This is a genomic window from Pseudomonas sp. YNh, assembly GCF_037993085.1.
Lineage (GTDB): Bacteria > Pseudomonadota > Gammaproteobacteria > Pseudomonadales > Pseudomonadaceae > Aquipseudomonas > Aquipseudomonas putida.
Genome location: NZ_JBBMRJ010000018.1, coordinates 16,652 through 35,862, shown reverse-complemented (window position 1 = coordinate 35,862; position 19,211 = coordinate 16,652). Strand labels below are relative to the sequence as shown.

Below are 19,211 nucleotides of genomic sequence, written 5' to 3'. Positions count from 1 at the left end.
CGCGGGCTTGCCCGCTCCCACAGGGATTACACAGATGCTGAAAACTGTGGAGAACCTGTGGGAGCGGGCAAGCCCGCGAAGAGGCCATCACAGGCAATAGAATTACCCACCAAAAATCGACAGTTTCAATGGCCGCACGGCCCCCATCCAGATCGCATGATCCCGGTGGTCCGCCAGTTCATCCCCGGTTTCCGGGTGCATGAATACCACCAGGCCCTTGCGGTACAGCGCCAACCAAGGCAAAACCACCCCTACCACTTCAGGCCCGAACGCCAGCTGGCAACTCCAGTCCGGGTGTGGCCCAACCGGCTTCTGATGCATGCGCCCCATCGTCACGGGAAACAGCCGCGCCGCCTCCTCGCACAGTTCACGGGCCTGCTCCATGGTCGCTGCGTCGTAATAAACGTGGGCGTGGTAACCCTTGATCCTCTGCACGATAACTCCTGATTGCGGTCCAACCATCACCACCTGCAAAGGGAGTGATGCAGTGAAAAACGCCGAAACTCCAGTGTTCAAACTGGTCTTGTTCGGGCCTGAAAGCAGCCTGGGCAATGCCCTGATGGCCGAGCTGCTGTCGCGCCAGCACGAAGTCACCGCCGTGGTCGATGACCTGAACCGCCACACCGCCCGCCCGGGCCTGCACTTCAAGATAGGCGGGCTGGACGATGCCGACCAGGCAGAGCAGGGCGCGGCAGGCGGCTCGGCGGTAATCGCCCTGTTGTCGGCGCTGGCGCCAGGTGACTTGCCGGGGCAAGCACGGCTGAGCGAGGCGCTGGTGGCGGGGCTTGAGCGTACGACTATACGCCGGCTGTTGCTGGTGGGCGATTTCGCTGTGCTGGATGAGCCGGCCAAGTACAGCGAGGTGGAGCGGGAATGTGTGGACCATGTGGTTGATGGGTTGCAGCGCAGTGCTTTGCACTGGACCTTGATCAATACGCCGCAGGCTTTGCCCGATGAGGGGTGGGCACGTGTGGCGGCGGGGATGGCGGATATGCTGGAACTGGACCTGCACCGGGGCGAGCATCTGAACTTCGTGGTCTAGGTCGCCGGCTGATGCGGTCCCCTGTAGGAGCGGCCTTGTGCCGCGATGGGCCGCAAAGCGGCCCCAAAATCTCAAAGGCTGCGCTCATCCTCAAGCCACCCCACAAACCGCTCGATCAGCGCCCCACGCCGCTTGCGCGGCGGCAGCACCGCGTAATACCCGCGCTGCGAGCGCAAACTCCCCGCCAGCGGCCGGCTCAGCAACCCTTGCTCCACCAACCCATCCACCAGGTGCCGCCAACCAATTGCCACCCCTTGCCCTGCAATCGCTGCCTGAATCAGCAACGTATAGTTGTCGAACCGCAATTGCCCCGCAGGCGGTGGGCTGGCCACGCCAAACCCGCGGAAAACCCCCGCCCAGTCAAACCAGCGGCTGGCCTGCTCGCCCTTCAAATGCAGCAAAGGCAAACGTTGCAAAGCCACGGCTGACAAGGGTTTCCCATCCGTCAGGCGGGGGCTGCACACCGGGAAAACTTCTTCATCGAACAGCCAGCGGCTTTCACCCTGGTGAAAGCGCCCATCGCCAAACAGCACCGCCACATCGATGTCCGGGCGCAACATCCCCTGGCTGCGTTCACCGGTCACCAGGCTCACATCCACCTGTGGATAAGCCTCGTGAAAGCGTTGCAGCCTTGGCATCAGCCAGAAGGCCGCAAAGGCAAAGTCGGTGGCCACCTGGAGCACTTCTCGCTGGCCACGCCCGCTGGCCTGGGAAATGCCGTCATCCATGGCTTGCAGGCCCTGATGTACCTGTTCAAACAACAGCTGGCCGGCCTCGGTGAGCTCGATGCCGCGATAAATACGGTCAAACAGGCGCGTGCCCAGCTGGGCTTCCAGGCGTTTCACCTGTTGGCTCACTGCCGGCTGTGTCGTGCCCAGCTCCAGCGCCGCCGCAGTAAACCCCCGCAGGCGTGCCGCAGCTTCGAAAACGCGCAAGGTATCCAGCGACAGCTCGGCAAGGTGCTCAAACATAAGCTCAGCTAATCCCAGTCATTGCCCGCCATGGGCTTTACCCATGTTATCCGCAGTCGCATCTTGAAAGGCAAGTGAATCGCATAACCCTCAACGATGGAAGCCACCATGACGCGCCCGAATATCCTGTTCATCATGGCCGACCAGATGGCCGCACCCTTGCTGCCGATCTACGCCCCTTCGCCCATCCAGATGCCGCACCTGAGCCGCCTGGCCGAGCAGGCGGTGGTGTTCGACTCGGCCTACTGCAACAGCCCGCTGTGCGCGCCGTCACGCTTCACCCTGGTCAGCGGCCAGTTGCCCAGCCGCATCGGCGCTTACGACAATGCCGCCGATTTCCCCGCTGATGTGCCGACCTATGCCCACTACCTGCGCCGCCTGGGCTACCGCACCGCGCTGTCCGGCAAGATGCACTTCTGCGGCCCGGACCAGCTGCACGGCTACGAAGAGCGCCTGACCAGCGACATCTACCCGGCCGACTACGGCTGGGCGGTGAACTGGGACGAACCGGACGTGCGCCCGAGCTGGTATCACAACATGTCTTCGGTACTGCAGGCCGGCCCATGCATACGTACCAACCAGCTGGATTTCGACGAGGAAGTGGTGTTCAAGGCGCGCCAGTACCTGTACGACCATGTGCGCGAGAACGATGGCCGGCCATTCTGCCTGACCGTTTCGATGACTCACCCGCACGACCCGTACACCATCCCCAAGCGCTATTGGGACCGCTACGAAGGTGTGGATATCCCCATGCCCCGCGCCGAGTTCAACCAGGCAGAACTCGACCCCCACTCGCAACGCCTGCTCAAGGTCTACGACCTGTGGAACAAACCGCTGCCTGTGGACAAGATCCACGACGCCCGCCGCGCTTACTTCGGCGCCTGCAGCTACATCGACGACAACATCGGCCAGCTGCTGCAAACCCTGGAAGAGTGCAACCTGGCCGACGACACCCTGATCGTGTTCTCCGGTGACCACGGCGACATGCTTGGCGAGCGTGGCCTCTGGTACAAGATGCACTGGTTCGAGATGTCGGCGCGGGTACCGCTGCTGATCCATGCGCCCAAGCACTATGCAGCGGCTCGGGTCAGTGCCTCGGTATCGACCTGCGACCTGCTGCCAACCTTGGTAGAACTGGCTGGCGGCACTGTGGATAACAACCTGCACCTGGACGGCCGCTCGCTGCTTGGCCACCTGCAAGGGCAGGGCGGCCACGATGAAGTGATCGGCGAATACATGGCCGAAGGCACCGTCGGCCCGCTGATGATGATCCGCCGTGGGCCTTACAAGTTCGTGTACAGCGAAGACGACCCATGGCTACTCTATGACCTGAGCCGCGACCCGCACGAGCGGGAGAACCTCGCCGGCAGCCCGGACCACCAGGCGCTGCTGCAGGCATTTGCCGATGAAGCACGACAGCGTTGGGATATCCCCAGCCTGCGCCAGCAGGTACTCGCCAGCCAGCGGCGCCGCCGCCTGGTGGCGGAGGCGCTGGCCATCGGCACGCTGAAAAGCTGGGACCACCAACCGCTGGTGGACGCCAGCCAACAGTACATGCGCAACCACATCGATCTCGACGACCTCGAGCGCAAGGCACGTTATCCACAGCCCGCACCCCTGGATTGAAAAGAGAGGCCGCCATGCACAAGTTCTCCGCCGCCGTGTTCGCCCTGGCCCTGGGCACCGCCACGGCCCACGCCGCCGACAGCGACGCGCAATGCAGTACCGTAAAAATGGCCGACCCCGGCTGGAGCGATATCGCCTCGACCAATGCCGTGGCCCGTCTGTTACTGGAAAGCCTGGGCTACAAGGTGAAGATCGACAGCCTGGCCGTGCCGATCATCTACGGCGGCTTGAAGGACGGCCGCGTCGATGTCTTCCTGGGCAACTGGATGCCGGCGCAGCAAGGCTTCCATGACAAGTTCATCGCCAACGGCGATGTGCAGCAACTGTCACGTAACCTGGAAGGAACCGAGTTCACCCTGGCGGTGCCCGACTACGTGTGGAATGCCGGGGTGAAGGACTTTGCCGACCTGCAGGAGCATGCCGACCAGTTCGACAAGAAGCTGTACGGTATCGGCTCCGGTGCACCGGCCAACCTGTCGCTGAAGGCAATCATCGACAAGAATGAATTCAACCTCGGCCAGTGGAAACTGGTGGAGTCCAGCGAGCAGGCGATGCTGGCCCAGGTCGACCGGGCGGTGAAGAAACAGCAGTTCATCACCTTCCTTGGCTGGACCCCGCACCCGATGAACGTGAAGCTGAAAATGCATTACCTGACTGGCGGGGAAAAGTGGTTCGGCAGCAAGGGCGAGGTGTACACGCTGACCCGAAAGGGTTATCCACAAGCCTGCCCGAATGCGGCGAAGCTGTTGGGTAACCTGAAATTTACCCTGGACATGGAAAACGCCATCATGGCCGAGGTTGTGGATAAGAAGATCAGCTTCGATGACGCTGCCAGGGCTTGGGTGAAAACGTATCCAGAGGTGCTGGAAGGGTGGTTGGCTGGGGTGACTACCAAGGCGGATGGCAATGCCCTGGAGGCCGTCAAAGCCAAACTGTAGTTTCAGACACGACGCGCCCCCTGTGGGAGCGGGTTCACCCGCGAATGCTGCATTGCATGTACCGACGCATTCGCGGGTAAACCCGCTCCCACAGGGGACAGTGGACCTTTGGAAATGTGAATATCTCATGCATCGCATCATTCACCTGCTGCCCTTCCTCACCTGGCTCCCGCGCCAATCGGGCCGCAGCCTGCGCCAGGACCTGCTGGTGGGCCTGAGCGGTGCCATCCTCGCCCTGCCACAATCCATCGCCTACGCCCTGATCGCCGGCTTGCCTGCCGAATATGGCCTGTACGCCGCCATCGTCCCGGTGCTGATCGCCTGCCTGTGGGGTTCGTCCTGGCACCTGATCTGCGGCCCCACCGCTGCCATCTCCATCGTGCTCTACGCCAGCATCAGCCCGCTGGCCGTGGCCGGCAGTGCCGATTACATCACCCTGGTGCTGCTGCTGACCTTCCTCGGCGGCATCTTCCAGCTGCTGCTCGGGCTTTTGCGCTTTGGCGCGCTGGTCAACTTCGTCTCCCACTCGGTAGTACTCGGTTTCACCCTGGGCGCCGCTATCGTCATTGCCCTGGGCCAATTGCCCAACCTGCTGGGCATGGACCTGCCCAGCCAGGCTACGGCACTGAAAACCGTACAGGACCTGGCCAGCCATGCAGGGGAGGTCGACCTGCCTTCCTTGCTGTTGGGCCTGGCCACCGTAGTGATCGGCGTGGCCTTCAAGCTCTGGCGCCCGCGCTGGCCGAGCCTGTTGATAAGCCTGATGCTGGTCAGCTTGCTGGCCTGGCTGTTGCCGGGCTTATTTGGCCATGTGCCGCGGGTGGCAGCGTTCACCGGGCAACTCCCGCCTTTCAGCCCGCTGCCTTTGCTAGACGTGGAGCTCATGTTGCGTCTGCTGCCCAGCGCCGTTGCGGTAGGCATGCTGGGGTTGGTCACCAGCCTGTCGATTGCCCGCTCGTTATCGGCACGTTCAGAACAACTGATCGACCCGGACCAGGAAATACGCGCACAGGGCCTGTCGAACATTGCCGGTGCATTTTTCTCCGGCTACCTGTCCGCCGGTTCCTTCACCCGCTCGGGCCTGAGCTACGAGGCGGGCGCCCGTTCACCGATGGCCGGGGTGTTCTCGGCTCTGTGGGTGGCGCTGTTTGCCGTTACCGGCGCCGGCCTGATCGCGCACCTGCCGATCCCGGCCATGGCCGGCAGCATTTTGCTGATCTGCTGGGGGTTGGTGGACCATCGGGGGATTCGCGCGCTGTTCAGGGTCAGCCGCTCGGAGTTTCTGGTCATGACACTGACGGCGGCGGCGACGTTGTTGCTGGAGCTGCAGACGGCCATCTATGCCGGGGTGCTGGCGTCACTGTTTTTCTACTTGAAGCGCACTTCCCGGCCACGGGTGCAGCAAAGCCGTGAAGGAGACGCGGATGTGTTACGGGTGGGCGGGTCAATATTCTTTGGGGCTGCGCATTACCTGCAGGTGCGCTTGCAGCGCTGCCAGGGGCCACATGTGGTGATCGACGCGCGGCAGGTGAATTTTATCGATTACTCGGGTGTGGATATGTTGCACCGTGAGGCGCGGCGCTTGCGGCGCTTGGGCGGGAGCTTGACACTGCACCGGGCCAGGCCCCAAGTGATCGAAGAGTTGCAGAAGCTGGAAGGGGTGGAGTTGTGCCCGATCCGGTTTGAGGAGTGAGGCTGAGATTCTGGGGCTGCTGCGCAGCCCACTCGCGGCACAAGGCCGCTCCTACAGGGGATCGCGTTAGCCCGGATAGCGCGGGCGTTGTAGGAGCGGCCTTGTGCCGCGAATGGGCCGCAAAGCGGCCCCGACAATTTCAGCCCCGAGCCAGCTGCCGGCGCAGCTCAGCCAACACTGGCGCGGTATCAGGCCGCACCCCACGCCAGATAAAGAAGGCCTCAGCCGCCTGTTCAGCCAGCATCCCCAGCCCATCCAGTACCTTGGCAGCCCCCAGCTTGGTAGCCCACTGGCAAAACGGCGTCGGCTCCTTGCCATACATCATGTCGTAGCAAACCGTGCGCCCCGCCTCGACCAGGCTGTCGGCAATCGGCGGCATCTCCCCGGCCAGGCTCGCCGAAGTGGCGTTGATGATCACATCCACCGGCTCCTGCAACCAGGCAAACCCGCTGGCCACCACCGGCCCCAGCTCATCGAACTCTCGCGCCAGCTGCTCGGCTTTTTCCACAGTGCGGTTGGCAACCACAAGCGACTGCGGTTTGTGCGCCAGAATAGGCTCCAGCACGCCACGCACGGCGCCACCGGCACCGAGGATGAGAATGCGTTTGCCAGCCAGTTCGACCCCGGCATTCACTGTCAGGTCGCGCACCAGCCCCGCGCCATCGGTGTTGTCGCCCTGCAGGGTGCCATCAGCCAGCTTGCTCAGCGTGTTCACTGCGCCAGCGCGCTGGGCACGCGGGGTCAGGCTGTCGCACAGGCGGTAGGCCTCTTCCTTGAACGGCACGGTGACGTTGCCGCCGCTGCCTTGCTTGAAGAAGCCGCGCGCGCAATCGCTGAACTCGTCCAGCGGCGCCAGCAGGGTGGCGTATTCCAGGTCCTGGCCGGTCTGCTCGGCGAACAGGCGGTGGATCAGCGGCGACTTGCTGTGGCCGATGGGGTTACCAAAAACGACGTACTGGTCCATGACGGCTCCTTGTTTATCCACAAGCTTACTGGCCAAGCCAGTCGCGGTCCTGCAAGAAGTACTCGGTCAGGCGCGCTTCTTCGCTGCCGGGTGCGGCCTTCCAGTCGTAACCCCAACGCACCTGAGGTGGCAGCGACATGAGGATGGACTCGGTGCGGCCACCGGACTGCAGGCCGAACAGGGTGCCACGGTCGTAGACCAGGTTGAACTCCACGTAGCGGCCGCGGCGGTATTCCTGGAACTCGCGCTGCTGCGGGGTGTAGGGCGTGTCCTTGCGGCGCTGGACGATCGGCAGGTAGGCGTTGACGAAGGCATCGCCGATGGCGCGGATAAAAGCGAAGCAGGTGTCGAAGTCCCACTCGTTCAGGTCGTCGAAGAACAGGCCGCCGATGCCGCGTGGCTCGCCACGGTGCTTGAGGTGGAAGTAGCGGTCGCACCAGGCCTTGTAACGCGGATACACGTCGGCGCCGAACGGTGCGCAGGCCTGTTCGGCCACGCGGTGCCAGTGGATGCAGTCTTCTTCGTTGCCATAGTACGGCGTCAGGTCGAAACCGCCGCCGAACCACCATACGGCCTCTTCACCTTCCTTTTCGGCGATGAAGAACCGGACATTGGCGTGGGAAGTGGGCACATGCGGGTTGTGCGGGTGGATCACCAGCGACACCCCCAGGGCCTCGAAGCCACGGCCCGCCAGTTCAGGGCGGTGGGCGCTGGCCGAGGGAGGCAGGCCGGCACCAAACACATGGGAGAAGTTGACCCCGCCTTTCTCGATCACCTTGCCGTCGCCGATCACCCGTGTGCGGCCCCCGCCACCGGCTTCGCGCACCCAGGCATCCTCGACGAAACGGGCGCCGCCGTCTTCGGTTTCGAGGGCAGAGCAGATGCGGTCTTGCAGGTCGAGCAGGTAGGCTTTCACGGCCTCGGTGCGGCTAGTCATCGGGTCACCAGGAACGGGCAGGGAAGAATTCGCGCGTAGCATACCACCGCCAGCGCGCGCGCCGCAGTTGACGGCGATCAAGCAAAGGCGTCCGATAGAAGGCCTTTTCCCGATCCCGACTACAGGAGTGCGAGATGGCCAAGCGTATCCAGTTCAGCCAGCATGGCGGCCCGGAAGTGCTGCAGTTTGTGGAATTCGAACCCACCCCGCCCGGGCCGCAGCAGGTGCGCGTGCGTAACCACGCCATCGGCCTGAACTTCATCGACACGTACTTTCGCAGCGGGCTGTATGCCCCGCCGTCCCTGCCTTCTGGCCTGGGTACCGAGGCGGCCGGCGTGGTCGAGGCTGTGGGCGAGGGTGTGACCCGCCTGAAGGTGGGTGACCGCGTGGCCCATGCCGGTGGCCCGCTGGGTGCGTACAGCGAGGTGCATACGCTGCCGGAGGCCAACCTGGTCAAGCTGCCCGACAACATCAGCTTCGAGCAGGCGGCAGCGGTGATGCTCAAGGGTTTGACCGTTCAGTACCTGTTGAAGCAGACCTATGAAGTGAAGGCGGGCGATGTGATCCTGTTCCACGCCGCAGCGGGTGGCGTCGGTTCGCTGGCCTGCCAGTGGGCCAAGGCCCTGGGCGCCAAGCTGATCGGCACCGTGAGTTCTGCCGAGAAGGCCGAGCGGGCCAAGGCGCTGGGGGCATGGGAAACCATCGACTACAGCCACGAAGATGTGGCCAAGCGGGTACTGGAACTGACCGACGGCAAGAAATGCCCGGTGGTGTATGACGGCGTGGGCGCCGATACCTGGCTCACCTCGCTGGACTGCCTGCAGCCACGCGGGTTGATGGTGAGCTTTGGCAATGCCTCGGGCGCAGTGAGCGGGGTGAACCTGGGGATCCTGGCGCAGAAGGGCTCGTTGTACGTCACCCGGCCGACGTTGGCGACTTATGCCAATAATGCCGAGAACACCCAGGCCATGGCCGATGACCTGTTTGCGATGATTGCGAGTGGCAAGCTGGTTGTGGATATCCAGCAGCGGTATCCATTGAGCGAGGCGGCCAAGGCACAGGCGGAGCTGTCGGCGCGGCGGACTGTGGGGTCGACTGTACTAATCCCCTGAGCCACACACGTTCCCTGTGGGAGCGGGCATGCCCGCGAAGCAGCCACCGCGGTGGATGGCACCGGCTCTGCCGGTGTTCGCGGGTAAACCCGCTCCCACAGTGTATTGAGTCGACCTGGATTACGGCGCAATCCCATATGGATTGCTTCGCCTTGATTAATCGTCGTAGTGGTATCGGCACTGCAAGATCGTCATCTGACCACCTTCGAAAAGGTATACCAACCGATGCTCGCGAGTAATACGGCGAGACCAGAATCCTGACAGGTCGCCCTTGAGCGGCTCGGGCTTGCCACTACCTTTGAACGGAGTACGTAGGCACTCCCTGATCAGTGTGTTGATCGTCGCGAATACATCAGAGTCAGCATCCTTCCAATGGCAGTAGTCTTCCCAACCCTCTGAAGTGAACGCAACGCTTACAGAATTGCGAGCCTCAGTCTTGTTGCGTTGTTTTGACTTCATGTTCATCTATGGGCAGCTCATGGGTAGCCGCTTCACCCGACCGCAGCTGATCAATGGATGCGCGCAAGCGCTTGGCATTGGCTGAAGAACCCAACAGGTACATGGTCTCTTGCATGCCGTTGTAGTCTTCAAGCGAGATCATGACCACCGGCTCACCACGCTGGCGTGTAATGATCGCAGGTTCGTGATCCCGACATACATCATCCATCGTCTGCTTCAGGTCGGCGCGAGCCTGGCTAAAAGTCAGTACATGCATTTCTTCAAATCCTTCCCAGGCAGGGCCCGGATCAGGTTTTTCTCGACCCACTCAGCACTGCTGAATGGGCGCTAGGCTTGGTGGCTTCCTACCAACTCAAACATTGTACAAGCCTAGGTACAAACTTCAACATCCCATGGTCGGGAACCTTGAGGATGCAAAGCATAAATTGGATGTCTTCTGGTGGGCAGGTGTTTGCCTTCGCCAGAGCTTGTAGGAAATCGCTGCGAGAGCAGGCCTGCCTACTCCCACAGTAATCGCATCGAATTAAGGTACGACGCTGTTTTGGGGTGAACCGCTTGTGGATGGAGGGGTCGACTCGATGCCATCGAGTATCGCCTCAATCACACCCTCTGCCATCTCAATCGCATGCAGGTTCGACCAGAACATGCCACGGCCCTCTTCGCGCATGTAGTCCAGGGCTTTGTAGCCGGTTTCGTAGGCGCTGCGCAGGTACAGGGCTATGTGGACCAGAGCGTCCTCGGCGGAAATGTTCGGGTTGACGGTGAAGAGCGGGTCATGGCCGGCGTCGCAGCGGCCGAAGGGGCGGGTGGAGGTGCATGGAAGGGGTGGATCGGGGACTATTTTCTTGCTCATGGGAATTCACCTGATCAGGGCGGCCGCTCAATCCGTTACCACACGAAATGGGTGGCAGCTGCACGCGGGGTGGTAAACCGGACGAATCCCAAACCCGGCAGGCTCGAAAGCCTCCCGCGCACAGCCGCCATGGCTGCCATTCAGAATTCGCACATCCGGGTTACCACACCCGATCGCCAAGTTATTCGGCGACGGTTTAAGCCTAAGGGCAGAGGTTCCCACTGAGAAGGTGATGGCAGAGGACGCGGCTCGTAGGATATTTCCCAAGCCGCAAGCTGGACAGCCATTTTGGCAAAATCAGAAAAATCTGCGGGGTTCTGGGGCCGCTTTGCGGCCCAATCGCCGGCAAGCCAGCTCCCACACCGACCGCACCGGCTTCAAGCCATGTGCAGTACCTGTGGGAGCTGGCTTGCCGGCGATCGAGGGCGAAGCCCTCGCCAGCGGTATCAGCCCGGGCGCACAACCTCGCCGGTTGCCAGGTTGCGAATCACACTCGGGTTCTTCCGCCCCCCCAGCGCCCCCCCAAGCACTAGGTCCAGCTGGCCGTGGAAGTACTGCTCCACCCGCAACCGGGTCTTCGCCGCCGGGCGACCGCCGGGGTTGCACGAGGTGGAAATCAGCGGCCCCACCAGCGCGCACAGTTCACGCACCACCGGGTGGTCACTGACCCGCAGCGCCACGGTGTCATGCTGCCCCGTTACCCACTCGGGCAGCAGGTCCTGGTGTGGCACCAGCCAGGTATTCGGCCCCGGCCAGGTGCTGCCCATGCGGTCGATCCAGTCTTCGGGGAAGTCCTCGAACAGGAAGTCGAACTGGCGGATGTTGTCAGCGATCAGGATCAGCCCTTTATCCACAGGCCGCGATTTCAGCGCCAGCAGACGATACACCGCGTCCTCGTTCCATGGGTCGCAGCCCAGGCCCCAGACCGCTTCCGTCGGGTAGGCGATTACTGCGCCCGCCCGGATCTCACGTGCGGCTTGTTGCACACGAAAACTGCTCACCATTGCTGTTTCTCCGCCTGAATACCTTGCTTGTGCGCAGTGTACTTAGCCCGCGCGGGCAAACCAACGCCCGGCTTCATTGCTTACCCGGCCTTCCAGCTCCAGCTCGGTCAGCTGCGCCAACACTTCGGCCAGCGGCAGCTCGCTGCAGTGTGCGAGGCTTTCGCTGGTTTGAGGCGCTGCATGCAGCAGGGCAAGCAGGGGATGGTCGAACCTGTCCACAACTGCAGGCGGCAGGTTCTGCCAACCCTTCAGGCTTTCCAGGATCTGCTCCACACTTTCCACCAGCAGCGCCCCATCACGGATCAGCTGGTGGCAGCCCTTGGCCCCCGGGTGGTGAATGGAACCCGGAATGGCATACACCTCGCGGCCTTGCTCGGCCGCCAGGCGCGCAGTGATAAGCGAGCCACTGGCCAAGCTGGCCTCGACCCCCAGCACGCCCAGCGACAAGCCGCTGATGATGCGGTTGCGCCGCGGGAAGTTGCCGGGCAGTGGCCCGGCGTCCAGCGGATACTCGGAAACCAGCGCACTGCCGTTGTCGATCATCGCCTGCGCAAGCTCTTGATGGCGCTGTGGATAAAGTTTTTGCAGCCCCGTACCGAGCACGGCAATCGTGCACCCACCGGCCTGCAACGCGGCCCGATGAGCGGCACCGTCGACACCCACCGCAAGCCCGCTGGTAACGGTGAAACCAGCCTGCGCAAGGTAGCGGGAAAATGCCCGGGCGGTGTCGAGCGCCGGGGGTGTGGCACGTCTGCTGCCCACAATCGCCAACTGAGGGCGGTCGAGCAAGGCCCGGTCGCCGGCAACGAAAAGCAGCGGCGGGGCATCGTCGATTTCTGCCAGCAACGCTGGGTAGCCAGGGCCGTCCCACATCAGCAAATGCTGGCCGGGGCGCTCTAACCAGGCCATTGCGGCGAGCGCGCCCTCGCGTACCTCGGCACTGCGCCGGGCATCGATGGTGGCTTGGGGGATGCCCAACGCTCGCCAGGCCGAACCGGGAGCGCTAAGCGCACTAGAGGCGCTGCCGAACGCATCCAGCAAGGTGCGAAAACGTCGCAATCCTGTCTCGGGCAAGCGATGCAGGCGTAATCGCGCCTCCAGTTCGGCAGGCGGGCAGAGCGACGAATGGTAACTGGGCATGGGGATCGTCCTTGATCGAAACAGGGCCATCTACGTGGCACAACCTGTGGATAACTCTGTGAGTAACACTTTGAAAACCTGTCCATTGGCTGGGGGCTATCAAGCCCATAGACACCCTAGACGAGCTTGCCAGGTGCCGAAATCCCCGTTTCCCTTTATTATGTGTGCTCAGTTTTCAACCGAACGCACAGTGACTGCCTGACCTTATGGCCATCTTGAACATTCTCGAATTCCCGGACCCGCGCCTGCGCACTATCGCCAAACCGGTGACGGAGTTCGACGACGCCCTGCGTCAGCTGATCGACGACATGTTTGAAACCATGTACGAAGCCCCTGGTATCGGCCTGGCCGCCACCCAGGTCAACGTGCACCTGCAGGTCGTGGTCATGGACCTCAGCGAAGACCGCAGCGAGCCGCGCGTCTTCATCAACCCCACGGTCGAAGAACTGACCCACGACATGGGCCAGTACCAGGAAGGCTGCCTGTCGGTGCCCGGCTTCTACGAGAACGTAGACCGCCCGCTGCGTGTACGGGTCAAGGCCCAGGACCGCGACGGCAAGCCTTACGAGCTGGAATGCGAAGGCCTGCTGGCGGTGTGCGTGCAGCACGAATTCGATCACCTCAACGGCAAACTGTTCGTTGACTACCTGTCGCAGCTCAAGCGCGACCGGATCAAGAAGAAGCTGGAAAAGCAGCACCGCCAGCAAGCCTGATCCCTACCTTCCAGAAGGCTTGCTCCGGCAAGCCTTTTTCTATTTTGAAGCGAGAACTCCATGCGCATCGTCTTTGCAGGCACTCCAGAGTTTGCCGCCGAACACCTCAAGGCCCTGCTCGACAGCCCTTACGAGATCGTGGCCGTCTACACCCAGCCCGACCGCCCGGCCGGCCGTGGCCAGAAGCTGATGCCAAGTGCGGTCAAGGCACTGGCCGTCGCCCATGACATCCCGGTGTTCCAGCCGCAGACCCTGCGCAACGCCGATGCACAGGCCGAACTGGCCGCGCTGAAGCCGGACCTGATGGTGGTGGTCGCCTACGGCCTGATCCTGCCGCAGGCAGTGCTGGATATCCCGCGCCTGGGCTGCATCAACAGCCACGCCTCCCTGCTACCACGCTGGCGCGGTGCGGCGCCGATCCAGCGCGCCGTGGAAGCCGGCGACGCCGAGAGCGGCGTAACCGTGATGCGCATGGAAGCTGGCCTGGATACCGGCCCGATGCTGCTCAAGGTAGTCACCCCCATCAGCGCCGATGACACCGGCGGCACCTTGCACGACCGCCTGGCCGAAATGGGCCCGCCCGCCGTGGTACAGGCCATCGCCGGCCTGGCCGACGGGTCGCTGCACGGTGAAGTGCAGGACGATGCCCTGGCCACCTACGCACACAAGCTGAACAAGGACGAGGCGCGCATCGACTGGAGCCGCCCGGCGGTTGAGCTGGAGCGCCTGATCCGCGCCTTCAACCCGTGGCCGGTGTGCCACAGCACCCTCGATGGTGAAAGCGTGAAGGTGCTGGCCGCCAACTTGTCCACAGGCCAGGGCGCCCCAGGCGAAATCCTGTCCGCCAGCAAGGACGGCCTGGTCGTTGCCTGCGGTGATCAGGCGCTGAGCCTGACCCGCCTGCAATTGCCCGGCGGCAAGGCGCTTAACTTCAGCGACCTGTTCAACAGCCGCCGCGAGAAGTTCGCCGTCGGCAAGGTGCTGGGCCAATGAACCCACGTCTCGCCGCCGCCCGTGCCCTTGCCGCTGTGCTCAGTGGCAAGGCCTCGCTGAACAGCTCGCTGCCGGCACAACTGGACAAGGTTGATGAGCGCGACCGTGGCCTGACCCAGGACCTGGCGTTCGGCACCGCACGCTGGCAGCCGCGCCTCGACCTGCTGGCCGCGCAACTGCTGCAAAAGCCTTTCAAGGCGGCCGACGCCGATGTGCAGGCGCTGCTGCTGGTCGGCCTGTACCAGTTGTTCTACACCCGCATTCCGGCCCACGCCGCCATCGGCGAAACCGTGGGCTGTGCCGACAAGCTGAAAAAGCCGTGGGCCAAGGGCCTGCTCAATGCCGTGCTGCGCCGCGCCCAGCGCGAAGGCGAAGAACTGCTCGCCGGCATGGAGCGGGACCCAGTGGTACGCACTGCCCACCCGCGCTGGCTGCAGAAGGCGCTGAAAGCCTTCTGGCCGGAGCAGTGGGAAGCCATTTGCGCCGCCAACAACGCCCACCCGCCGATGATTCTGCGGGTCAACCGCCGTCACCACAGCCGCGATGCCTACCTGGCACTGCTGGCCGAAGCGGGCATTGGCGCCAGCGCCTGCCAGTACAGCCGTGACGGCATCGTGCTGGCCGAGGCCTGCGACGTGCGCGGCCTGCCAGGCTTTGCCGAGGGCTGGGTGAGCGTGCAGGACGAAGCCGCGCAGCTGTCCGCCGACCTGCTCGAACTGGCCCCTGGCCAGCGCGTGCTGGACGCCTGTTGCGCCCCGGGTGGCAAAACCTGCCACCTGCTGGAGGCCGAAGCCGGCCTGGCGCAGATGGTGGCCATCGACCTCGAAGCCAAGCGCCTGACCCGCGTGCGCGAGAACCTCGACCGCCTGCAACTGGACGCCGAGCTGATCGCCTGCGATGCCCGCGACACCGCCAGCTGGTGGGACGGCAAGCCGTTCCAGCGCATCCTGCTCGACGCGCCGTGTTCGGCCACCGGCGTGATCCGCCGCCACCCGGACATCAAGCTGACCCGCCAGGCCGACGACATCCCGGCACTGGCAGCGCTGCAAGGCGAGCTGCTTGACGCCCTGTGGCCGACCCTGGAAGTAGGCGGCATGCTGCTGTACGCCACCTGCTCCAGCCTGCCGACCGAGAACACCGAAGTGGTAGGCGCCTTCCTTGCCCGCACCCCAGGCGCCCGTGAGCTGGACCTGGCCACCGAGGCTGGCCTGCGCCAGCCCCACGGCCGCCAGTTGCTGGCCCAGGAAGGCGGCCACGACGGCTTCTACTATGCCAAGCTGATCAAGATCGCCGCCTCTCGCGGATAAGTACAAACGGTAGGGAGTAGCGGATGAAGATCATCATCCTCGGCGCAGGCCAGGTAGGCGGTACGCTGGCAGAGCATCTGGCCAGCGAAGCGAACGACATCACCGTGGTCGACACCGATGGCGAGCGCTTGCGCGACCTCGGTGACCGCCTGGACATCCGCACCGTGCAGGGCCGTGGCTCGCTGCCGACGGTGCTGCGTCAGGCCGGTGCCGATGACGCCGACATGCTGGTGGCAGTGACCAACAGCGACGAAACCAACATGGTCGCCTGCCAGGTGGCCTATTCGCTGTTCCACACCCCGACCAAGATCGCCCGGGTGCGCGAGTCGGCTTACCTCACCCGCGAAGAGCTGTTTCACAACGACCATATCCCGGTGGATGTGCTGATCAGCCCGGAGCAGGTCGTAACCAACTACATCAAGCGTCTGATCGAGCACCCAGGCTCGCTGCAGGTGATCGACTTCGCCGAAGGCAAGGCCCAGCTGGTAGCGGTGAAGGCCTACTACGGCGGCCCGCTGGTCGGCCAGCAACTGCGCCAGATCCGTGCGCACATGCCCAACGTCGACACCCGCGTGGCGGCCATCTTCCGCCGCGACCGGCCGATCACCCCGCGTGGCGACACCGTGATCGAGGCTGACGACGAAGTGTTCTTCATCGCCGCCAAGAAGGACATCCGCGCCGTGATGGGCGAGCTGCGCCGCATCGACGAGACCAACAAGCGCATCGTCATCGCCGGCGGTGGGCAGATCGGCGAGCGCCTGGCCGAAGCCATCGAGAGCCGCTACCAGGTGAAGATCATCGAGATGAACCCGGCCCGCTGCCGGCACCTCTCCGATACCCTGGAAAGCACTGTGGTGCTGCAGGGCAGCGCCTCGGACAAGGCCCTGATGCTCGAAGAGAACATCGCCGACGCCGACATCTTCCTGGCCCTGACCAACGATGACGAAGCCAACATCATGTCGTCGCTGCTGGCCAAGCGCCTGGGCGCAGGCAAGGTAATGACCATCATCAACAACCCGGCCTATGTCGACCTGGTGCAGGGCGGTGATATCGACATCGCCATCAGCCCGCAGCTGGCTACCATCGGCACCCTGCTTGCGCACGTGCGCCGGGGCGACATTGTCAGCGTGCACTCGCTGCGCCGTGGTGCGGCCGAGGCCATCGAGGCGGTGGCGCACGGGGATTCGAAGTCGAGCAAGGTTGTGGGCAAGGCCATCGAAGACATCGCCCTGCCACCGGGTACCACCATCGGCGCCATCATCCGCGACGAAGAGGTGATGATCGCCCACGACGCCACCGTGATCGAATCGGGGGACCATGTGATCCTGTTCGTTGTGGATAAAAAACAAATCCGGGATGTGGAGAAGCTGTTCCACGTCGGCTTGAGTTTCTTCTAGGAGAAGAAGGCATGCGCGAATCGCTGGAGAAGATGCTGGCCAAGGGTGTGGATAACCCGCTGCTGAGGTTTGGCTTGGGCAAGGCCTGGCTGGATGAAGGCAACGGCGCTGAAGCGGCGGTGCACCTGGCACGGTGTGTGGAGCAGGATCCCAAGTATTCCGCGGCGTGGAAGCTGCTGGGCAAGGCGCATCAATTGCAGGGTGACCTGGCAGCGGCGCGCAAGGCCTGGGAAGACGGGATCGTGGCGGCACAGGCCCATGGGGACAAACAGGCCGAGAAAGAGATGACTGTGTTCCTGAAGAAACTCAACAAGGCCTGAGATTGCCGGGGCTGCTTTGCAGCCCATCGCCGGCAAGCCAGCTCCCACGGGGCCGAGCAAGCCCATGGGCCTTGTACAAGCCAGAGCTTGTCTAAGCCGAAAGCATGAGCTCGGGCCGGCAAGGTCAAGGTGGGAGCTGGCTTGCCGGCGAAAGGGGCGCAAAGCGCCCCCCTGAAATCTCAGTACCAGCGCGGCTCGCCAGCCGGGCGCTTCTTGAAGCGCTTCATGCTCCACATGTACTGGCTCGGGTACTCGCGCACATAGCGCTCGACCACCTTGCTCATCGCCGCCGCCGACTCGGTCACATCGGTGCTGTACATCGCTTCGGGCGCTGCTTCCAGAATCACCCGAAAGCCCGAACCATCCGGCAGCCGCAGCGCATGCAGGAATACCCCCACCGCCTTGCCACCCGCCAACATGTTCGGCACGAACTTGCTGGTCAGCGCCTGGGTGCCCAGGAACGGCACAAACACCCCTGCCGATTCGGCCGGCTCCGGGTCGGCTGGAATACCCACCTGGCCACCGCGACGCACTTCCTTTATCACGCTGAGAATGCCTTCCTTGGTCGAAGGCGCCACGCGGTTGCCCATCTGCACGCGCTGCTCGCGCAACAGGTCATCCACCGCTTTGAGTTTAGGCGGGCGGTAGAAGATGATCGGTTTGCACTGGTTGCAGTAGAAGTGGTTCAGCACTTCCCAGTTACCCAGGTGGCTGGTGATACCCACCACGCCCTTGCCCGAGGCCAGGGCCTGCTCCAGCACTTCCAGGCCGTGCACTTCCTTGACCAGCTCCAGCGAACGCTGCGGCGGCCAGATCCAGGCACAGGCACTTTCGACAAAGGATTTGCCGATATCCCGCAGCGCCTGGCCAACCAGCTGCTCACGGGCAACCGGGTCCATCTCCGGGAAACACTTGGCCAGGTTGATTCGCACCACATTGCGCGAACCGTTGGGGACCTTCCACATCAGCCAGCCAATACCCGCGCCGACGCGCTGCACAGCGCCCCAGGGCAGCTTGGCAAACAGGCGCAGCACCCCGACCATCAGGGCGCCCTTGAACTTTTCCACAGGCGAATTCCTTATTTCAGCAAGGCGCGCATTGTAACCCCTCAGCGCAACAAGGCGGCGTAGCGATCGCAATCGGTGGTGTGGTCCATGACCATGCCGGTGGCCTGCATGAAGGCGTAGCAGATGGTCGGGCCGACAAAGGTGAACCCGGCTTTCTGCAGGGCCTTGCTCATGGCCTTGGCTTCATCGGTAACCGCCGGCACATCGCTGCGGCCTGTGAAATGGTTGACCTTCGGCGCACCGCCGACGAACGACCACAACCATTCGGCCGGGTTATCCACAGCCAGCCACGCCTGGGCATTGCGCCGGGCAGCCTTGAGCTTGAGGCGGTTGCGGATGATGCCGGCATCCTGCATCAGTTCTTCGATGCGTTCGTCGCTCATGGCCGCCAGTTTCACCGGGTCGAAGCCGTACATCACCTGGCGATAACGCTCGCGTTTGCGCAAAACGGTTATCCACGACAGCCCGGCCTGGAACCCTTCGAGCAAAAGCATCTCGAAGAGCAACGCCGGGTCACGCTGTGGCGTTCCCCATTCCTGGTCGTGGTAGGCCTGGTACAACGGATCGTCGGTACACCAAAAGCAGCGTGGCATAAGGCTCCAATGAGTAGAGGGCGAGGCGAATCAGGTTATACTCCCGCTCTTTACATCCGCATCCCCAGATACAGGTGAATTT

21 protein-coding genes are annotated in these 19,211 nt (G+C 63.3%); 10 read left to right on the top strand and 11 right to left on the bottom strand.

What is annotated here, in order from left to right:
- Positions 1 to 102 precede the first annotated feature (102 nt).
- Positions 103 to 435, bottom strand: a complete 333-nt coding sequence (locus WF331_RS18605) for a DOPA 4,5-dioxygenase family protein (RefSeq protein WP_016497382.1) — start codon at positions 433 to 435, stop codon at positions 103 to 105.
- A 52-nt stretch (positions 436 to 487) separates the two neighbouring features.
- On the opposite strand from WF331_RS18605, the gene WF331_RS18600 reads away from it, so the two are divergent.
- Positions 488 to 1,042, top strand: coding sequence for an NAD(P)-dependent oxidoreductase (locus WF331_RS18600; RefSeq protein ID WP_016497381.1), 555 nt, complete (start codon positions 488 to 490; stop codon positions 1,040 to 1,042).
- A 71-nt stretch (positions 1,043 to 1,113) separates the two neighbouring features.
- Here WF331_RS18600 and WF331_RS18595 read toward each other — a convergent pair whose 3' ends face one another.
- Positions 1,114 to 2,013 (bottom strand): choline sulfate utilization transcriptional regulator, encoded by a 900-nt coding sequence (locus WF331_RS18595; protein WP_340623195.1) that lies wholly within the window; start codon positions 2,011 to 2,013, stop codon positions 1,114 to 1,116.
- Between the two features lie 108 nt (positions 2,014 to 2,121).
- Here WF331_RS18595 and betC point away from each other — a divergent pair, with 108 nt between their 5' ends.
- The 3 genes from betC to WF331_RS18580 all read left to right on the top strand — a co-directional run bounded on the left by betC (position 2,122) and on the right by WF331_RS18580 (position 6,270).
- Complete coding sequence (gene betC / locus WF331_RS18590; protein WP_340623194.1) at positions 2,122 to 3,639, top strand: choline-sulfatase; 1,518 nt, start codon at positions 2,122 to 2,124, stop codon at positions 3,637 to 3,639.
- A 14-nt stretch (positions 3,640 to 3,653) separates the two neighbouring features.
- Complete coding sequence (choX, locus tag WF331_RS18585; RefSeq protein ID WP_284363634.1) at positions 3,654 to 4,577, top strand: choline ABC transporter substrate-binding protein; 924 nt, start codon at positions 3,654 to 3,656, stop codon at positions 4,575 to 4,577.
- A gap of 127 nt (positions 4,578 to 4,704) precedes the next feature.
- Entirely contained in the window at positions 4,705 to 6,270 is a 1,566-nt protein-coding gene (locus WF331_RS18580) for a SulP family inorganic anion transporter (protein WP_016497377.1), read from the top strand.
- A gap of 139 nt (positions 6,271 to 6,409) precedes the next feature.
- Here WF331_RS18580 and aroE read toward each other — a convergent pair whose 3' ends face one another.
- Positions 6,410 to 7,234, bottom strand: a complete 825-nt coding sequence (gene aroE, locus WF331_RS18575; protein WP_016497376.1) for a shikimate dehydrogenase — start codon at positions 7,232 to 7,234, stop codon at positions 6,410 to 6,412.
- Positions 7,235 to 7,259: 25 nt separating this feature from the next.
- Positions 7,260 to 8,171, bottom strand: coding sequence for an oxygen-dependent coproporphyrinogen oxidase (hemF, locus tag WF331_RS18570; protein ID WP_019473737.1), 912 nt, complete (start codon positions 8,169 to 8,171; stop codon positions 7,260 to 7,262).
- Positions 8,172 to 8,305: 134 nt separating this feature from the next.
- On the opposite strand from hemF, the gene WF331_RS18565 reads away from it, so the two are divergent.
- On the top strand, positions 8,306 to 9,283 hold the full coding sequence (locus WF331_RS18565) for an NADPH:quinone reductase (RefSeq protein WP_197899518.1): 978 nt from the start codon (positions 8,306 to 8,308) through the stop codon (positions 9,281 to 9,283).
- Between the two features lie 156 nt (positions 9,284 to 9,439).
- Here WF331_RS18565 and WF331_RS18560 read toward each other — a convergent pair whose 3' ends face one another.
- From WF331_RS18560 to dprA, 5 genes are all read right to left on the bottom strand, one after another.
- Positions 9,440 to 9,748, bottom strand: coding sequence for a Txe/YoeB family addiction module toxin (locus WF331_RS18560; protein WP_197899519.1), 309 nt, complete (start codon positions 9,746 to 9,748; stop codon positions 9,440 to 9,442).
- The gene (locus WF331_RS18555) at positions 9,714 to 9,998 is read right to left on the bottom strand and encodes a type II toxin-antitoxin system Phd/YefM family antitoxin (protein WP_019473739.1); all 285 of its coding nucleotides are present in this window, start codon (positions 9,996 to 9,998) and stop codon (positions 9,714 to 9,716) included. Before WF331_RS18555 ends, WF331_RS18560 begins: the two co-directional genes overlap by 35 nt.
- Positions 9,999 to 10,265: 267 nt before the next feature.
- Positions 10,266 to 10,595: a hypothetical protein gene (locus WF331_RS18550; protein WP_284363646.1), complete on the bottom strand. Its 330-nt coding sequence runs from the start codon at positions 10,593 to 10,595 to the stop codon at positions 10,266 to 10,268.
- A gap of 446 nt (positions 10,596 to 11,041) precedes the next feature.
- Positions 11,042 to 11,599, bottom strand: a complete 558-nt coding sequence (locus tag WF331_RS18545; protein ID WP_011953122.1) for an L-threonylcarbamoyladenylate synthase — start codon at positions 11,597 to 11,599, stop codon at positions 11,042 to 11,044.
- Between the two features lie 42 nt (positions 11,600 to 11,641).
- Positions 11,642 to 12,739 (bottom strand): DNA-processing protein DprA, encoded by a 1,098-nt coding sequence (gene dprA / locus WF331_RS18540; protein ID WP_340623193.1) that lies wholly within the window; start codon positions 12,737 to 12,739, stop codon positions 11,642 to 11,644.
- A 206-nt stretch (positions 12,740 to 12,945) separates the two neighbouring features.
- Here dprA and def point away from each other — a divergent pair, with 206 nt between their 5' ends.
- Genes def through WF331_RS18515 form a run of 5 tightly spaced genes read left to right on the top strand, consistent with a single transcriptional unit; the run spans position 12,946 to position 17,469 of the window.
- Positions 12,946 to 13,452, top strand: a complete 507-nt coding sequence (gene def, locus WF331_RS18535; RefSeq protein WP_016497369.1) for a peptide deformylase — start codon at positions 12,946 to 12,948, stop codon at positions 13,450 to 13,452.
- 60 nt (positions 13,453 to 13,512) lie between these two features.
- Positions 13,513 to 14,445: a methionyl-tRNA formyltransferase gene (fmt, locus tag WF331_RS18530; protein WP_132846301.1), complete on the top strand. Its 933-nt coding sequence runs from the start codon at positions 13,513 to 13,515 to the stop codon at positions 14,443 to 14,445.
- A complete protein-coding gene (gene rsmB / locus WF331_RS18525; RefSeq protein ID WP_016497367.1) occupies positions 14,442 to 15,752 on the top strand; it encodes a 16S rRNA (cytosine(967)-C(5))-methyltransferase RsmB in 1,311 nt (436 codons plus the stop codon). Before fmt ends, rsmB begins: the two co-directional genes overlap by 4 nt.
- A gap of 23 nt (positions 15,753 to 15,775) precedes the next feature.
- Positions 15,776 to 17,149 carry a Trk system potassium transporter TrkA gene (gene trkA, locus WF331_RS18520; protein WP_340623192.1) on the top strand — a complete coding sequence of 458 codons (1,374 nt, stop codon included), beginning with the start codon at positions 15,776 to 15,778 and terminating at the stop codon, positions 17,147 to 17,149.
- 11 nt (positions 17,150 to 17,160) lie between these two features.
- A complete protein-coding gene (locus WF331_RS18515; protein ID WP_016497365.1) occupies positions 17,161 to 17,469 on the top strand; it encodes a tetratricopeptide repeat protein in 309 nt (102 codons plus the stop codon).
- Positions 17,470 to 17,648: 179 nt separating this feature from the next.
- Here the strand turns inward: WF331_RS18515 and WF331_RS18510 are convergent, their stop codons facing one another.
- Both WF331_RS18510 and WF331_RS18505 read right to left on the bottom strand, forming a co-directional pair.
- Positions 17,649 to 18,536 carry a lysophospholipid acyltransferase gene (locus WF331_RS18510; RefSeq protein WP_016489937.1) on the bottom strand — a complete coding sequence of 296 codons (888 nt, stop codon included), beginning with the start codon at positions 18,534 to 18,536 and terminating at the stop codon, positions 17,649 to 17,651.
- Positions 18,537 to 18,577: 41 nt separating this feature from the next.
- Positions 18,578 to 19,129 (bottom strand): DNA-3-methyladenine glycosylase I, encoded by a 552-nt coding sequence (locus WF331_RS18505; protein WP_049274562.1) that lies wholly within the window; start codon positions 19,127 to 19,129, stop codon positions 18,578 to 18,580.
- Positions 19,130 to 19,211: the final 82 nt, after the last annotated feature.

What these genes read in the sequence shown, in the direction of transcription:
- WF331_RS18595 (WP_340623195.1), bottom strand. Translation starts at nt 2,013, where the DNA reads ATGTTTGAGCACCTTGCCGAGCTGTCGCTGGATACCTTGCGCGTTTTC.
- betC (WP_340623194.1), top strand. Translation starts at nt 2,122, where the DNA reads ATGACGCGCCCGAATATCCTGTTCATCATGGCCGACCAGATGGCCGCA.
- choX (WP_284363634.1), top strand. Translation starts at nt 3,654, where the DNA reads ATGCACAAGTTCTCCGCCGCCGTGTTCGCCCTGGCCCTGGGCACCGCC.
- WF331_RS18580 (WP_016497377.1), top strand. Translation starts at nt 4,705, where the DNA reads ATGCATCGCATCATTCACCTGCTGCCCTTCCTCACCTGGCTCCCGCGC.
- aroE (WP_016497376.1), bottom strand. Translation starts at nt 7,234, where the DNA reads ATGGACCAGTACGTCGTTTTTGGTAACCCCATCGGCCACAGCAAGTCG.
- hemF (WP_019473737.1), bottom strand. Translation starts at nt 8,171, where the DNA reads ATGACTAGCCGCACCGAGGCCGTGAAAGCCTACCTGCTCGACCTGCAA.
- WF331_RS18565 (WP_197899518.1), top strand. Translation starts at nt 8,306, where the DNA reads ATGGCCAAGCGTATCCAGTTCAGCCAGCATGGCGGCCCGGAAGTGCTG.
- WF331_RS18560 (WP_197899519.1), bottom strand. Translation starts at nt 9,748, where the DNA reads ATGAACATGAAGTCAAAACAACGCAACAAGACTGAGGCTCGCAATTCT.
- WF331_RS18555 (WP_019473739.1), bottom strand. Translation starts at nt 9,998, where the DNA reads ATGCATGTACTGACTTTTAGCCAGGCTCGCGCCGACCTGAAGCAGACG.
- WF331_RS18550 (WP_284363646.1), bottom strand. Translation starts at nt 10,595, where the DNA reads ATGAGCAAGAAAATAGTCCCCGATCCACCCCTTCCATGCACCTCCACC.
- WF331_RS18545 (WP_011953122.1), bottom strand. Translation starts at nt 11,599, where the DNA reads ATGGTGAGCAGTTTTCGTGTGCAACAAGCCGCACGTGAGATCCGGGCG.
- dprA (WP_340623193.1), bottom strand. Translation starts at nt 12,739, where the DNA reads ATGCCCAGTTACCATTCGTCGCTCTGCCCGCCTGCCGAACTGGAGGCG.
- def (WP_016497369.1), top strand. Translation starts at nt 12,946, where the DNA reads ATGGCCATCTTGAACATTCTCGAATTCCCGGACCCGCGCCTGCGCACT.
- fmt (WP_132846301.1), top strand. Translation starts at nt 13,513, where the DNA reads ATGCGCATCGTCTTTGCAGGCACTCCAGAGTTTGCCGCCGAACACCTC.
- rsmB (WP_016497367.1), top strand. Translation starts at nt 14,442, where the DNA reads ATGAACCCACGTCTCGCCGCCGCCCGTGCCCTTGCCGCTGTGCTCAGT.
- trkA (WP_340623192.1), top strand. Translation starts at nt 15,776, where the DNA reads ATGAAGATCATCATCCTCGGCGCAGGCCAGGTAGGCGGTACGCTGGCA.
- WF331_RS18515 (WP_016497365.1), top strand. Translation starts at nt 17,161, where the DNA reads ATGCGCGAATCGCTGGAGAAGATGCTGGCCAAGGGTGTGGATAACCCG.
- WF331_RS18505 (WP_049274562.1), bottom strand. Translation starts at nt 19,129, where the DNA reads ATGCCACGCTGCTTTTGGTGTACCGACGATCCGTTGTACCAGGCCTAC.